Source organism: Rhizobium sp. BK591 (assembly GCF_014195045.1).
Lineage (GTDB): Bacteria > Pseudomonadota > Alphaproteobacteria > Rhizobiales > Rhizobiaceae > Rhizobium > Rhizobium anhuiense.
Genome location: NZ_JACIAZ010000002.1, coordinates 259687 through 274260, shown reverse-complemented (window position 1 = coordinate 274260; position 14574 = coordinate 259687). Strand labels below are relative to the sequence as shown.

The 14574-nt window shown below is 60.9% G+C and carries 12 protein-coding genes; 9 read left to right on the top strand and 3 right to left on the bottom strand.

The genetic code is table 11. The features are described 5' to 3' along the window. Positions 1-59: 59 nt before the first annotated feature. Together FHX10_RS08390 and FHX10_RS08385 are read left to right on the top strand one after the other, a co-directional pair. Positions 60-1601: a cation:proton antiporter gene (locus tag FHX10_RS08390; protein WP_047612815.1), complete on the top strand. Its 1542-nt coding sequence runs from the start codon at positions 60-62 to the stop codon at positions 1599-1601. 304 nt (positions 1602-1905) lie between these two features. Further along, positions 1906-2211, top strand: coding sequence for a hypothetical protein (locus FHX10_RS08385; RefSeq protein ID WP_047612813.1), 306 nt, complete (start codon positions 1906-1908; stop codon positions 2209-2211). 92 nt (positions 2212-2303) lie between these two features. Here FHX10_RS08385 and FHX10_RS08380 read toward each other — a convergent pair whose 3' ends face one another. Continuing rightward, positions 2304-3200 (bottom strand): GGDEF domain-containing protein, encoded by an 897-nt coding sequence (locus FHX10_RS08380; RefSeq protein WP_047612810.1) that lies wholly within the window; start codon positions 3198-3200, stop codon positions 2304-2306. A 204-nt stretch (positions 3201-3404) separates the two neighbouring features. Here FHX10_RS08380 and FHX10_RS08375 point away from each other — a divergent pair, with 204 nt between their 5' ends. The 7 genes from FHX10_RS08375 (at position 3405) to FHX10_RS08345 (ending at position 11410) form a co-directional block, all read left to right on the top strand. Beyond that, on the top strand, positions 3405-3839 hold the full coding sequence (locus tag FHX10_RS08375; protein WP_097543488.1) for a hypothetical protein: 435 nt from the start codon (positions 3405-3407) through the stop codon (positions 3837-3839). Between the two features lie 511 nt (positions 3840-4350). Further along, positions 4351-7341 (top strand): ATP-binding protein, encoded by a 2991-nt coding sequence (locus tag FHX10_RS08370; protein ID WP_097595655.1) that lies wholly within the window; start codon positions 4351-4353, stop codon positions 7339-7341. 15 nt (positions 7342-7356) lie between these two features. Next, positions 7357-8505 carry a YcaO-like family protein gene (locus FHX10_RS08365; protein WP_097543490.1) on the top strand — a complete coding sequence of 383 codons (1149 nt, stop codon included), beginning with the start codon at positions 7357-7359 and terminating at the stop codon, positions 8503-8505. After that, on the top strand, positions 8498-9262 hold the full coding sequence (locus tag FHX10_RS08360; protein WP_097595654.1) for a TfuA-like protein: 765 nt from the start codon (positions 8498-8500) through the stop codon (positions 9260-9262). Before FHX10_RS08365 ends, FHX10_RS08360 begins: the two co-directional genes overlap by 8 nt. 42 nt (positions 9263-9304) lie before the next feature. Next, entirely contained in the window at positions 9305-10525 is a 1221-nt protein-coding gene (locus FHX10_RS08355) for a hypothetical protein (protein ID WP_097543492.1), read from the top strand. Between the two features lie 19 nt (positions 10526-10544). Beyond that, a complete protein-coding gene (locus FHX10_RS08350; RefSeq protein ID WP_097595653.1) occupies positions 10545-11021 on the top strand; it encodes a hypothetical protein in 477 nt (158 codons plus the stop codon). A gap of 23 nt (positions 11022-11044) precedes the next feature. After that, positions 11045-11410 (top strand): hypothetical protein, encoded by a 366-nt coding sequence (locus FHX10_RS08345; protein ID WP_097595652.1) that lies wholly within the window; start codon positions 11045-11047, stop codon positions 11408-11410. A gap of 97 nt (positions 11411-11507) precedes the next feature. Here FHX10_RS08345 and FHX10_RS08340 read toward each other — a convergent pair whose 3' ends face one another. Continuing rightward, positions 11508-12878 (bottom strand): alpha-glucosidase/alpha-galactosidase, encoded by a 1371-nt coding sequence (locus tag FHX10_RS08340; protein WP_047614861.1) that lies wholly within the window; start codon positions 12876-12878, stop codon positions 11508-11510. Between the two features lie 22 nt (positions 12879-12900). Beyond that, on the bottom strand, positions 12901-14568 hold the full coding sequence (locus tag FHX10_RS08335) for an ABC transporter ATP-binding protein (protein WP_047614859.1): 1668 nt from the start codon (positions 14566-14568) through the stop codon (positions 12901-12903). Positions 14569-14574 lie beyond the last annotated feature (6 nt).

Below are 14574 nucleotides of genomic sequence, written 5' to 3'. Positions count from 1 at the left end.
AGCTTTACATCTAGGGTGCACCCGCTTCAACGGGCCCGAAAGCCTGCTAGTATGCTGACATGACATTCTTCGAAACACTTGTTGCATTGCTGGCGGTTGCCATCCTGCTGCTGCAGGTGACGCGCCGCATGCGGCTGCCCTACCCCGGCATTCTGGCTGCCGCCGGCGTCGCCGTGGCAATGCTGCCTGGCGCGCCGACGATCCCGATTGATCCGCCGACGGCGCTCGCCTTGTTCATCGCCCCCGTCCTTGTCGACTCGGCCTATGACTTCCCGGTGGGTGCGGCGCGGCGCATGCTGCTGCCGCTGTTCTTCTATGCCGTCGTCGCCGTTCTCGTCACGACAGGTGTCGTCGTGTCGATCAGCATGCTGACTGTCGGGCTTCCGATTGCGGTTGCGGTCACGCTGGGCGCAATCGTCGCGCCACCTGATGCGGCAGCCGCCACGGCGGTCCTTTCCAATTTGCCCGTCGCCCGCCGTGTGGATGCCCTGCTCAAGGGAGAAAGCCTGTTCAACGACGCGACCGCGCTGCTGCTTTTCGGGGCCGCGCTCACTGTCCAAGCGCGGGGCGGGCTGGATGCCGGGACGGCGCTTCAGGTGGCTATCGCCGCACCGGGAGGGATCCTATTCGGCATCGCTTTCGGCTTTGTCGTCTCGCGGCTTCGACCGATAACCGAAAACACCGTCGGCGGGACCCTGTTTCAATTCGTCTACGCATTTTCGACCTGGCTGATCGCCGAGCATCTGCACCTGTCGGCCGTCCTTGCCACCGTCGCGAGCGCAATGACCATCGCCACCCTTTCTTCGGTCGAGGATTCGCCACGCATGCGGGTGCATTCCTTCGCGGTCTGGACGACGGTCGTGTTCCTCTTGAACGTGGTGGCTTTCCTGCTGATGGGGCTGCAGGCGCGCCGCATCCTTGAGGCGATGTCGGCTGAAGAGCTTCAGCGGGCGGTGGGATTTGCCGCGATCGTGGTGGTCGGCGTCATCCTGGCGCGCATGGCGATGGCGTTCCTGTTTCACGCCGTCGTCGCGACCCGTCACCGGCGCGGCCGTGAATTGGCGCCTTTCACATCCGGGGAAACCTTGCTGGTGGGTTGGGCCGGTATGCGCGGCCTTGTTACGCTGGCGACGGCATTCGCACTCCCTGCCGACTTTCCCGAGCGAGACCTGGTCGTGCTCACGGCTTTCGCGGTGGTGCTTGCAACCCTGGTCATTCAAGGGGCGACCCTGGCACCGATGATCCATCTCCTGAAACTCGGTCGGCAGGCAGAAGTGCGCGATGAACTCAAGGCGGCCCGCTTGTCGCTCGCCGAGGCCGCCTTTCAGCGGCTTGAGAAGGAAAGCGGTACTGAAGCCGAAGCGATCCGGACGATCTGCAAGGATCATTGGACAGCATCCACCGATGCGGCCAGAACCTCGCCGCTCAATCGGCGCCGTGACCTGACCATCGCAGCCGTTCTCGCCCAGCGCCAGCGCCTCGAGGAATTGCGCGATACAGACCAGATCGGTGCGACGCAATATCTCGAGTTGCAGGAGGACCTTGACTGGAAGCAGCTCTCCATCGGCTCAGATGAGGATCGCCGCATCACAGAAAGCTAGATCTGACCAGGCAGTGGTCGACGCCAGGACAATCAACGGTTCCCTGATAGCGAACGGGGGTCGGATGGTCCCTTGCCGTCCCCTCTATTGGAAAGCGGCGCCATTCTCAAACACAAGCCTCGCAGTCGTTGCTACCGCTGGGCTTCTTGACGGCCTCACCCGGGAGAAGCGCTTGGCTCTTCGTCATCAGCGCCTGCACTGTCAGTTCCTGCAGGCGTCGATGGGGATGGTTCTGCAAAGTTTGAGTTGACCGTTTTCGATCGTGAGGCGACAGTTGCACTTGAGGAAAGCAGGAGGAAAGACGATGGACGAGCCGGATCGCTGGCGCAATATGGCAAACGCTCCGAAAGACGGCAGCCGGATCCTCGTCACGATTCGCTCGTCCGAACAGGGGCCGGCGGAAGTTGACCTTGCCTATTGGACGAATGGCGATCAGTTCGGTGGAGAAGGCTGGCGCGCCTCCGATTCCTCGCCCGGGCACATCATCGAATATGCCGAGCCGGAATTGAAGTGTTGGATGCCGATGCCCTCGGCAAACCTCGCCAGCAGCTCGATGCCCTCACCCTGGGAAGGCGACGATGACCAGGAGCTTTACGGGTCGGGGATCTGAGACATCGCGCCCGATTATATTGGTTCCGGCCGCAGCGAACAGGCCCGGATCGCCGTCCTCCACGGCTGTCGCACACTTCCGGGCGACATGCTTTAGGCTGCGCGCACCCTGTCCCGGCCGCTTAGCTTTGCCGCATAGAGGGCTTGATCGGCGCGTCGATAAAGATCCGACGTGCTATCGGACGGGGCGCAAGCGGCGATACCGGCAGAGCAGGTGTAGCTGAAGTCGGGTGACGCAGGCAGGGGCCGGGAAAACCGGATCACCGTCAGCATGCGCTCGACAATGGCAATGGCGTCTTCCGTCTCGGTTGCCGGCATCACCAGAAGGAATTCTTCTCCGCCGACCCGCCCAAAACAATCGTTGCGGCGAACATTCTGATGAATGCGATGCGCAAAATCACGCAGGACCTCATCCCCGGCGTGGTGGCCAAGGCGATCGTTGATGTATTTGAAATTGTCGATGTCGAATACGGCAAGGCATCCGTTGCTGCCATGCTGGGCGGCCGCCAGCATGTCGTCGACGCGCGCCATCACGAAGCGGCGGTTGGCGACACCCGTGAGTTCGTCGGTGTAAGACGCCTTGATCGCCTGATCGCGATCTTGCCGGACAGTCCTGCCATGCGCGCGCAAACCGGTGATGTCGCTCGCAATGCACAGCATCCAACCGTTCTTCTGCACCGCCTCGGTCATCCAGAACCATCGGCCGTCCCACTGGTCCGTCTCGAAAGCGCGATAGCCGATCTTGCCGCGGCGCGACTGAGTCGAGCGCAGCCACTCTTCGAAATTGCTCGTTCGAATGACCGTGCCCCGCTGCTGTTGGAAATTACGCCGCATGAGATCCGGCCAGAGGGGCGTTTCATCCGGTTCGATGAAATAGGCCGAACGAAAGGCGCTGTTGGCGTATTGCAGCCGGTCATGACCATCATAGACCGCAATCAGCGTTTGCGTGCATGCAGAAAGGTGCAGAAGCTGTTCGAATATCTCGTCCATCCCGAACCCTGTCTGGTTGCCTCGGTATGACATGGCGCAGAGATCCTATGAGAAAAGAGCCTGTCAGCAAGCAAAAGACGCCTCCAGTGATTACGGAAGCGTCAACGAGCTGCCGGTCCCAATCGTGATTGGACATCGGCTGCCACCTGAGCGACGCTATCTTTGGGAGCGGACCATCTATTTTTCCGGAGATAGGAGGCCGAGATGGAACAGTACGCACTCGATCAGTTGAAAACCATTGCCAAGGTCAGCACGACCTGCACGCGCCTTGACATGACGCGGCGCGAACGGCTTGAGCGGTGGGCCGAAAGTCTCGACCGCAGCCCCAGAGCGTTTCTGAACACGCTTCACGAAACAGAATATAAGTCGATGGCAGAACGGCTTGCTCTGCGGGATGACGACACCCCGATCTCCGTTGCATTCGCTGACCCCATTCTGCGGGCGGCAGGAATGGAAAATGACAGCTATGGAGAGGCCAGGCGGTTCTTCGAGCTCAGCGACGAGCAATTGCACGGCCTTGTCTGCTTCTGCCATTTCGGTGAACACGTCAGCGCGGCAGTCATCGCTCGCCGCCTGCGAAAGATGGCGAGTTACAAACCAGGCGGGTTCTTCGCTCAGCTTCGTGCGTTCTTTGCCTGATTGAGGCTGAAGGCCATCTGGCGCTGCAAGGCCGGCAGTCGCCGCGGCGGTGAAAGCGCCGCCACGGCGACCGACAGGCCCCCGTTACTGGCAATCTCCGGTGGCCCGGCGGTGAACGTCGTCGTCGACAAAAACCGGCGCGGTTCTTCGTAACCTGCCTGACGGAATGCCAACGGCTAGGAATAGCGACGCGCGAGCCGTGGCGGCGGGCTTGATTTTGATGTGCCTTCGATCGGGCTGCTGCACGTTCAAGGAAAGGCGATGCAGTGCGGCAGGCCCATCTGGCCATCCCTTGAACGCCAAACGGTCCAATCTCACGCGAAAGGAAAAGATGGCGGGCCCGAAGCGATATGGCCGGGGCACGTGTATGCGTCGCGCTGACAAAAGGGCAGCCCATAATCAAGCCGCAGGCCGCATAACGGATATATTGGCACCGCCGCACGAAAAGCTTGCATGCAAGCTATAAATCGGATGTCCTGAAAAAGGCTTCTGTGGTGTTGGGCGACTCCGAATGAAAACCCTCGACGCGCGAATTCGGTTTACAGGTGAGCGGCGACAGGTCACTGCCCTTTTCTATGACATTGTCGGCTCCACGGAGCTCTTATTGCGGAGCGAGCCGGAGAAATTCTTTCGCTCCGTCTCGGCATTACATCAGAATGCCGAGACGATCATAAAAAAGCATGGAGGTTTTCTTCATCAACGGCTCGGTGATGGGGGATGCTGTTTCTTCGGATATCCCGACCAATCCGAAGATGCGGCTGAAAGTGCGGTGCAGGCTTCTTTGGAATTGTTAGGCATTGCAGCGAGCACCAAGGGCAAGGCGCGCACAGCTTTCAGGCTGCGGATCGGGGTTGCCACCGGTCTTGTCGTCTTCTCCGCGCAAGGAGACGAGATTGTTGGCACAGCACCGGTGCTGGCGGCTCGCTTGCAGGCAGAGGCCGAACCGAATTCCGTTCTGGTCGCAGATTCGACCGTTCAGCTCACCCGACACAATTTCGACTATAGCCTGGTGCGGAAGGCCAAACTCAAAGGCTTCGAAGAGCCGGTTGCGCTCTGGCGTCCGCAGGAACGTGATCGCTCAACGTCTGCGCTGTCGCCATTCAGCGAATGGGATCGGCCGATAAGAGGCAGGGAAAGAGAACTTGCCGCTCTTTCGAGCGCCTGGAATTCAGCTCTCGACGGCAAGGGCAGTTCAATCACCGTGGTCGGAGAGGCGGGCATCGGCAAATCCAGACTGATCGGCGAATTCGCCCGCAGCCTGTCCCATACTTCGCACGAGACCCTGATCTTTCAGTGCGGCAGGCGCTTGGAGAGCCAGCCGCTGCACCCCTTTATGTCGTTTCTCGAGAGGCTTGTGGCCGAACCCTCTGTTCTGAAGAATGGCGACAGCGGGGCTTTCATGCAGGCCCTTCAAACATCCGGCCGAGCCTTAGGGGCAGACATCGTCGACACCATTCTCTCATTTACATCAGACCGATCGCCGGCGACCTCGCGCAATCTTCGCGTGTCGGATCTGTCGGGGCGGGCATTCAGGCGGAAGGTCATCGAAGCCGCTGCCGACATCCTGACCTGCAAGGCGACTGGCGTTCCGACGCTCCTCGTCTTCGAGGATGTCCACTGGGCTGACGGCATGACGTTGGAGCTGATCGATCGGCTTGAATCACTCGCAGGCACGTTGCCGATCCTCGTGGTTCAGACATCGAGGATCAGACGATCCCTGGCACTGGCGACCGAGATAGAATTATCCGGATTAGCCTCTGCGGCGGTTCGCGATCTCGTCGCCTCGGTCTGGCGTGAGCGCCCCCCGCCGGGCCTGTCCGATTTCATTCTGGATCAATGCGATGGCATGCCGCTCTACGCCGAAGAACTGGCCAACTTCTTCCTGGAAAGGCAACCCTTGGGCAAGGCCTTATCCGAATGGAAAGGGCTGCTTCTGGAAGGTGGCGTCAGCTCGCTGAATGATCTGCTTTCCGCCAGACTCGCGGCGACCGGTTCCGCACGACGGGCGGCGCAATTTGCGAGCGTCATCGGCCGCGAATTCAACATCTTACTGCTCGCCTATCTTCTTGAAGGGGTCAGCCGGCAGACGGTGGAGATCGCGGTCGAGCGGCTTGTTTCCCAAGGCATCATCGAGCCTTCTGCCGACACGCCCGGCTCCTTTCAGTTCCGGCACGTACTCACCCAGGAAGCCGCCTATAGCAGCCTTCTCAAAAGCGACAGACGACGCATACACAAGCGGATCGCCGAACTCCTGATCGGAGAAGCAAAGCCCAGTCTGCCGGCTGCCATCGCTGCCTGGCAGTGCGCCGAAGCAGGCTTGCACGACGCCGCGGCCAGGTTTGGCCTGGCGGCGGCGGAGGCGAGCGTTCTGCGCTCCGCCATGCACGAGGCGAACGTATCGCTCGAACTCTGCGCGCAGGAGGTCGACAGGCTTTCCCGGCGCCATCCCGATCGCACCGAACTGGCACTGGGCCTGCTCGAACTTCAGGGGGTCGTTGCGACCGCGCTCGAGGGAGAGGGCTCGGAAAGCGCGCGCCGGGTCTATTCCCGCGCAATGCAGCTTCTGAGGAAACAGGCCTCGGCTGTCCGGTCGAAACATTTCCCGGTCTATTGGGGATGGTGGTTCACGGCACCCAACATTCTGACGCAGCAGTCTCGCGCGCGCATCCTCGTCGGCGACATGCAAACCGTCGAAGATCAGGAGACGCGGCTTCAATCCTATCACTGCGGATGGGCGACGAGCTTTCACGCCGGCGAGCACGAATTCTGCCTCGATTGCGTCGCCAGAGGCCTTGATCTTTACGATCTGGAAAGAGCGGTCAGAAATCGCGCCTTTTTCGGCGGACATGACGCCAAGGTCTGTGGCTTGGGCGAGAGCGCCCTGTCCTACCTGCTTCTCGACAATGCCGATGCCAGTGAACATGCGATCGGACAGTGCCTGGACTGGGCGGCCTCGACCGATCATGCCGGGAGCATGGTTCACGCGCTTTATTACGCCGTCGTCCTGCGCCGCTGCCAAAGCCGATATGACGATGTCCATGACCTCGGCGAACAAATGCTGGCGCTTGCCGAGCGACACGGCCTCGCCGCCAGCCAGGCGCGCGCCAACATGTATTGCGGCTGGGCGGAGCTGATGACGTCGTTTGCCGAACGCGGCGAAGAGCGATTCCAACACGGTCTGCTGCTCCAGCAGCAATTGGGCACCGACGATAATTTTTCCATGCACAGCGACATGCATGCGCAGGTGTTGCAGCGGCTCGGCAAGCCTGCTGAGGCCCTGGCGACCATTCACAATGCGATCAACGTTGGCCGCAACAGCGGTCAACGGTTCTGGCTGGCCGAACTCTACCGCCTCAGCGCAAGACTGAGACGAGATCTAAACGACCCTCCATCCTTGATAAGAAGAGACCTGACGAGGGCGGTGCAGATTGCCGAGGGACAAAAGGCTGCCTGGCTGGCCGAAAGAGCAAAGCGCGCCTTGGACGGACTGCCAAGGTCGTAGGGCCAGGAGGAGGCGATGGAGAACGGGGGGCTCGACAACATCTTTGATGCCCCTACCCTCTCGCCCCCTGATCCCTGGCAGACGGTGCAGCGCATCCTGGCGCGCAAGCACGAATACGGGATCACCAGGCTGGGCTCGGTCACGGAACTCGACCGGATCGGGATCCCCGTCGTCCAGGTTGTCAGGCCGCGCTCCCTTTCCGTCGCCGTCAGCCAAGGCAAGGGCCTGACCTTGCCGCTTGCGGCGATATCGGGCCTGATGGAATCCCTGGAGGGATGGGCCTCGGAGCGGATTTCCCCGGAGCGCGTCTTCGGAGCGGCTTTCCGCGGGATGAACGAGCAGAAATTCTGGTCGCACCTCGGCGTCGGACGAGAGGCGGAGAGGCTTTCCTGGATCGACGGGCTGGATCTCTTTTCAGGCCGGAGAACCCCTGTCCCGCTTGCCCTTGTCGACTCCGCCTACACCCTCCCCTCGCCTCATCCGCATTGGCTGCCCAGAGACACAACGGGTCTGGCAGCCGGCACCAGCCTGCAAAGCGCAACCTTGCATGCCTGCCTGGAGATTCTGGAGCGGCAGGCGCGATGCACGGCGATGAAGACGCCGCATTTCTTCGACCGCTTCCAGATCGACTCCAGGTCGGTCCGCTCAGGCAGCGCCGGGGAGATCATGCAACGGCTGGCCAAGGCGGGGTTTATCGTCGGCATCTGGAAAATCCCGGCGCCGCATGCGCTGCCGATCTACTGGTGCCACGTGATGGAAGATGCCGGCCGCGCGCCCTTTGCGCCCTTGCCGGCCGAAGGCTTCGGCTGCGACTTCAGCCACGATCGGGCGCTGACGAGCGCATTGCTCGAAGCGTGTCAATCGCGGCTGGGAGTGATTTCGGCTGCGCGCGACGATATCAGCAGCGAAGTCTACGCATATGCCGACGCTTCGGAGCTCGCCGCATGGCGCGCGCAACTCGTAAAGGGCGGCAGCTCCTACCGCCCCGATGAAGGTCCTGTCGCCAGCGGCCACTCCATCCTGGCGGTCGTCGAGGCGCTGAGGCTGGCCGGCGCGAAGGCGGCGATCCTTGTGGTTCTTCATTCCGACGATCGCGTCCCTCTTCACGTCGTCCGGGTGGTTGCTCCTCCGCTGGAAACAAATCCGGAGGCGGATCTTGCGTGACGATATCGTGGTCTTTCTCGGCCCCACCCTCTCCGCGACGGCGGCGCGGAAATATTTGGAGGCGATCTATCTGCCCCCCGTCGGCTGCGGCGATGTCGTGCGCGCCGTGGCGGACTACGCGCCATCGGCGGTCGTGCTGATCGACGGCGTCTTCGCGCAGCGTCCCGCCGTTCGCCACCAGGAAATTCTCTGGGCGATGGCCCGAGGGCTCCGCCTCTACGGTGCGGCCAGCATAGGCGCGCTCAGAGCAGCGGAGCTCGCTCCCCAGGGAATGCTCGGGCATGGACTGATCTACCGGTGGTACCGACGGCACTCGCTCGCCGACGATGCCGACGTCACGGTGCCGATGGCTCCCGTCGAACTGGGCTCGCGCGCATTGAGTGATGCTCTCATGAACATCAGGCTCAGCCTGAAAAAAGCGGAACGCGCCGGGGTCATCGAAAGACGACTGAGACATCAGCTTGAGTCACTGGCACGCTCGCTCCACTTCAGCGAAAGGTCGTACGCCAGGCTTTTCGCGGCCGCAGAAAACAATCTCAGCGCTGCGGACCAGATCGCAGTTCTAAAGGCGTGGTTGAAAGCCGGAACCATGAACCAGAAGCGAACCGACGCTGTAAATCTCCTGAGATATCTGGCCGATCACAAGATCAATAGTCTGAACAAGCCTCCTTCGTTCGAATTTGAACTTACGGAATCATTCGCCAATGACATGGAGTACTGTGGAATTCTCGACACGCTATTGTCGAAATGCCCTTAGTACTGGTATAGTCGAAGATCGCTCGGCGTTGGGCAACGAGCGGTGGGGGCAGCTTTGGATGCCATCACACATTCGCGGGGAGCAGGCGACGGGTCGGCTTTGGAGCGGCCGCTCGGAACGCGTTTCCTTGTCTTTCCGCAGCCATCCTTCATTCCCGGCTATGAAAAGCCGGAAGTGGTGTGGATCGGGCCGTCTGCAGGCCCGATTCTCGCAGGGCCGTCGGACAGCCGGATGTACGTCGCAAATCCGATTGAGCCGAAAATCCCTTACGCATCGCCGAATCTGCCCCCATATCGGGGTTTTTTGAGGCCGCCAGCAGAACCCGGCCCCGACGGCCATTTTGACCACATCGGTCCCGACTCACCTGCTTTCCTTTCGACACACAGCTTTGCCTGTGCACGTCGCGTTCTCGACATTTGTGAGAGCTACGTTGGGCGCCCGATCAGCTGGTTCTTCGAACCGACGCTGGAACGGCTGGAAATCGTTCCCCGCATTCCCCATTGGCAGAACGCGCAATCCGGCTTCGGCTTTCTGGAGCTCGGCGAAAGCGAACCGGAAGGCCCGACATCCTGTTTCGCGCTGAATTTCGACGCGGTTGCCCATGAAATGGGACATCTCGTTTTGCTGAGCGAACTTGGGATTCTCGAAGGCGACGGATCCGGCAGCGACTTCTTTTCCTACCACGAAGCGATCGCCGATTTCATATCGCTCCTGGGATTGCTGCAATTCGATACCGCGCTGGACCGGCTGCTTCGCCGCACAAGAGGCAACCTGCTCCTGCACAACGAACTCGACAAATTTGCCGAGCTCAGCGACGAAAAGCAGCTCAGATCGCTCAACAACTCGCTTCGTGTCAGTGATGTCAGCCAGGAAGTGCACGACCAATCGAAGCCCTTTGCGGCGGGCCTCTTCGACTGCCTGATCGAGGTCTACCAATCACTGCTGTTCGAGCGCGGACTGTCGAAGATCAATCCCAGGAAGTTCAGTGACCTTCGCCAGCAGATGGCGCCGGCGCTGATAGAAGAAGGATTTCGGGCATCGGCGACATCCTATGAGCTGACGCATTTCGCCGCGAAAGCCGCCCTGCAGGAGGCGCGCGACGTGATCGGCGAGGCGGTGACGCGCTCCTGGACATATCTCGACCCGGATAGCCTGACCTTCGAGGCTGCGGCTTCGGCCTTTCTCGAGGCCGCCTGGCGGGGGCGCGGGCGCGCTTATATCGACCAGCTCGAAGATTGCATGAGGTGGCGCGGCATCCTTTAACCAAAGACGGGAGGCATCGATGACAGACGACAGCGTTCCAGCACCTTCACTTCCTGGACTCCCCTATGTGGCGGGCCAGATCATACTCTACGGCATAGACTTGAACGACACCAATCGCATTACCCACCTGGATGTCGGGATGGCGGGAAAGGCGGAACTGCAGATAAAACTCGCAAGCGGAGTCGGCATAACGGGATCGACGGTCCTCGCTTACGGCTATGCGTTCGAGGGTCACTGCTACAGGCTGGATTCCAACCGCATTTTCGTTGTCACAGGTCCGCATGCCGAGCCTGCAGCCGGCTGCGGCTTTGACCCCGCGTTGGGGTACAAAATGTGGCGGCTGACGGCATCCACACAAATCCTGGAGATCTCGACGGCTTTCGGCGACGCCAGGACGCTTATTCTGGATGCCCAGTTGCCCGGCAAGAGGTCTCCGAGCTCCTACGCTATCACACTCAGAATGGCCCATCGCAACGGTCGCCTCAGCAACGATTAAACTTCCAACGGGGGAGAACAATCATGCCATGTGACGTGACAATAGATGTGACGGAAGCGCTCACCGCTTTCACAGTGGACGATGGGCTTAGTCCCTACGTGGACAAAAACAATCAAAAGCTTGAGAACTTAGCTGTGGGGGCCGCAACCTTCGACATATCGGTTGCGCTCGATAGCAACAATGAAGCTATGGTCTTCGTCCGGGCGACGGATACCAAATCCACAAAGTGGATCTTCAAATACAGCATTCCCGATGAACTCGATGGCGGGGGTAAGATCTATGTTCCCAAGAGAGTGCCGACATCGCAAGCCGCATCGCAGGCGGACCTCGATAAGCTTGCGCAAGAGGTCGAGAGCTTGAAGGAGAGTATTGCAGGCGGTCCAAGGTAGCGAGTTACACATCCCCGCCGTCCCGCCAATTATACGCAAAAACCCCGCGGTGTGTTGCCACCGCGGGGCTCTTTGACGCCCGACCCGGGAGAGAGGGTCAGGCAGCCTGAACCTTGCGGCTGGTGCGCGCCCATTCGGGCAGCCAGTCGCCGTGGGTGGCGAGCAGATCGTCGACCAGCGACCAGATTTGGTCGAGGTCGAGTTCGGCTGCCGTATGCGGGTCCATCATCGCGGCGTGGTAGATGTGCTCGCGATTTTCCGTCATCAGCGCCTGCACCGTCAGTTCCTGCACGTTGATATTGGTGCGGATCAGCGCGGTCAGCTGCGGCGGCAGGTCGCCGATGAAGGTCGGCTGGATGCCGGAGGCATCGACGAGGCAAGGCACTTCGGCGGCGCAATTGGTCGGCAGCGAGGTGATGCAGCCATTGTTGCGGACATTGCCGTAGATCACCGAGGGTTCGCCGGTCCAGACCGAGTTGATGATCGAGGAGGCATATTCCTTCGACGGCTGAACCTCGATCTTGTCGGCCGAACGATAGGCCTCCGCCTGCCCCTTCCAGCGCTCGATCTGCTCGATGCAGCGTTTGGGATATTCATCGAGCGGGATGCCGAATTTCTCGATCAGGTCCTCGCGGCCCTCCTTGATGAAATAGGGCGTGTATTCGGCGAAATGCTCCGAGCTTTCGGTGACGAAATAGCCGAGCCGGGTCAGCATCTCATAGCGCACCTTGTTCGGGCAGCGCGGGTTCCAGCCGGGCTTCGGCGCCCTGCCCTCGCGATAGCCGCGCAGGAGATCGGGATAGAGGTTGCGATAGGACCCGTCCGGCTGGCGATGCTCGAATTTGAGATAGAAGGCCATGTGGTTGATGCCAGCCGCGCGGTAGCGGATCTCCTCGTAGGGAATGTCGAGGTCGTGGGCCAGCTCCATCGCCGTGCCCTGCACCGAATGGCAGAGACCGACCTGGCGAATGGTCGGGTATTTCTCCGATATCGCCCAGGTGTTGATCGCCATCGGGTTGACATATTGCAGCATGATCGCCTCGGGGCAGACGGCGAGCATGTCCTCGCAGACCTTCCAGAGATGCGGCACGGTGCGAAGCCCGCGCATGATGCCGCCGACGCCGAGCGTATCGGCGATCGTCTGGCGCAGGCCGTATTTCTTCGGCACCTCGAAATCGGTGACCGTGCAGGGCTCATAGCCGCCGATCTGGAAGGCGACGACGACGAAATCGGCGCCGGCAAGCGCCTTGCGCTGGTCGGAATAGGTCTCGGCCTTCGCCTTCACGCCGAGCGTCGAGATCAGCTTGTTGACGACGATGGCGCTTTCTTCCAGCCGCTGCGGGTTGAGATCCATCAAGGCGATCGTCGCGCCCGACAGGGCCGGACGCTGAAGCACGTCGCCGACGATGTTCTTCATGAAGACGGTGGAGCCAGCTCCGATGAACGTGATTTTGGGATTTGCTGCCATTATAACCTCCGGCATTCGGCAATCATGCTACCTCGAAAGCGGCCTTGACGAGCCGTTCGGTGTAGGCGGTCTTGGGATGGGATAGAACTTCGTTGACGGGGCCCTCTTCGACGATCTTGCCATGCTGCATGACGATGACGCGATGGCAAAGAGCCCTGACGACCTTGAGATCGTGGGAAATGAACAGGTAGCTCAGGCCCCGCTCGTCCTGCAGCTTCCGCAGGAGTTCGATGATCTGCGCTTGGACGGAAAGGTCGAGCGCCGATGTCGGCTCGTCGAGCAGAATGAATTCCGGCTCGAGCGCGATGGCGCGGGCAATGGCGATGCGCTGGCGCTGGCCGCCGGAAAATTCGTGCGGGAAGCGCGACAGGATATTGCCGGGCATGCCGGCGGCAATCAGCGCCTCACGCACCCGGTCCTGCCGTTCGGCCTTGGTCGCCCCCAGCTTGTTGACGACAAGCCCTTCCTCGATGATCTGGCCGATCGTCATGCGCGGGTTGAGCGATGAGAACGGATCCTGGAACACCACCTGCATGCGGGCGCGCAACGGCCGCATCTCGGCTCTGGAAAGGCCGTGGATCGGCTGATGGTCGAAATGGATCTCGCCGCTCTCGGGCGTGTTCAACCGCAGGATCGCCTGGCCGAAGGTCGTCTTGCCGGAGCCGGATTCGCCGACGAGGCCGAGCGTCTCGTGACGGCGCAGGGTCAGGTCGAGGCTGTCGACGGCGACAAGCTCGCGCATCGCCGGCTTGAGAAAGGTACCGTGACGCATCATGAAGGAGACGCGCACGCCCTTGGCATCGAGGATGACATCCGATCCCTCCGGCAGCGGATTGGCCTGGCCGCGTGGCTCGGAGGCAAGCAAATGCTTGGTATAGGCGTCCTGCGGATTGGCAAACAGAGCTTCGGTGGTGTTGTGCTCGCGCACTTCGCCAAGCTGCATCACATAGACGTAATCGGAGAACTGCCGCACCACGGTCAGATCGTGGGTGATGAGGATGACGGCCATCCCCAACTCCTTCTGAAGGTTGCGGATCAGGTTCAGGATCTGCGCCTGCACGGTGACGTCGAGCGCCGTCGTCGGCTCGTCGGCAATCAGCACGTCCGGATCATTGGCAAGCGCCATGGCGATCATCACGCGCTGGCGCTGGCCGCCGGAGAGCTGATGCGGATATTGCATGAGCCGCGCGGCAGGATCGGGGATCTGCACATGTTCGAGCAGTTCGAGCGCACGCTTTTGCGCATCCCTTTTGCTGATCCGGCGATGCACACGGATCGCTTCGACGATCTGGCTGCCGATCGTATAGATTGGGTTCAGCGAACTCATCGGTTCCTGGAAGATCATCGAGATGCGATCGCCGCGCAGCTTGCGGCGCGCCCGCTCGGAGAACTTCAGGATATTGCTGCCGTCATAGGCGACCGTCGATGCCTCGGAGACGACGGCGCGCTTCGACAAGAGCCCCATCACCGTTCGCGCCGTCACCGATTTGCCCGAACCGGATTCGCCGACGATCGCGATCGTCTCGCCGCGATAGAGCTGGAAGGAGACGTCCTTGACGGCTTCGACCATGCCGTCTTCGACCTTGAAATTCACCGCCACATTGCGGGCGTCGATGATGGGCGTGTCCGAACGGCCATCATGGTCGTGGCGGACGGGCGGGGCGAAGGAATTGACCAGTGCAAGAGCCATATCAAT

Coding starts and splice junctions, on each gene's coding strand:
- FHX10_RS08390 (WP_047612815.1), top strand. CDS start 60: ATGACATTCTTCGAAACACTTGTTGCATTGCTGGCGGTTGCCATCCTG.
- FHX10_RS08385 (WP_047612813.1), top strand. CDS start 1,906: ATGGACGAGCCGGATCGCTGGCGCAATATGGCAAACGCTCCGAAAGAC.
- FHX10_RS08380 (WP_047612810.1), bottom strand. CDS start 3,200: ATGGACGAGATATTCGAACAGCTTCTGCACCTTTCTGCATGCACGCAA.
- FHX10_RS08375 (WP_097543488.1), top strand. CDS start 3,405: ATGGAACAGTACGCACTCGATCAGTTGAAAACCATTGCCAAGGTCAGC.
- FHX10_RS08370 (WP_097595655.1), top strand. CDS start 4,351: ATGAAAACCCTCGACGCGCGAATTCGGTTTACAGGTGAGCGGCGACAG.
- FHX10_RS08365 (WP_097543490.1), top strand. CDS start 7,357: ATGGAGAACGGGGGGCTCGACAACATCTTTGATGCCCCTACCCTCTCG.
- FHX10_RS08350 (WP_097595653.1), top strand. CDS start 10,545: ATGACAGACGACAGCGTTCCAGCACCTTCACTTCCTGGACTCCCCTAT.
- FHX10_RS08345 (WP_097595652.1), top strand. CDS start 11,045: ATGCCATGTGACGTGACAATAGATGTGACGGAAGCGCTCACCGCTTTC.
- FHX10_RS08340 (WP_047614861.1), bottom strand. CDS start 12,878: ATGGCAGCAAATCCCAAAATCACGTTCATCGGAGCTGGCTCCACCGTC.
- FHX10_RS08335 (WP_047614859.1), bottom strand. CDS start 14,568: ATGGCTCTTGCACTGGTCAATTCCTTCGCCCCGCCCGTCCGCCACGAC.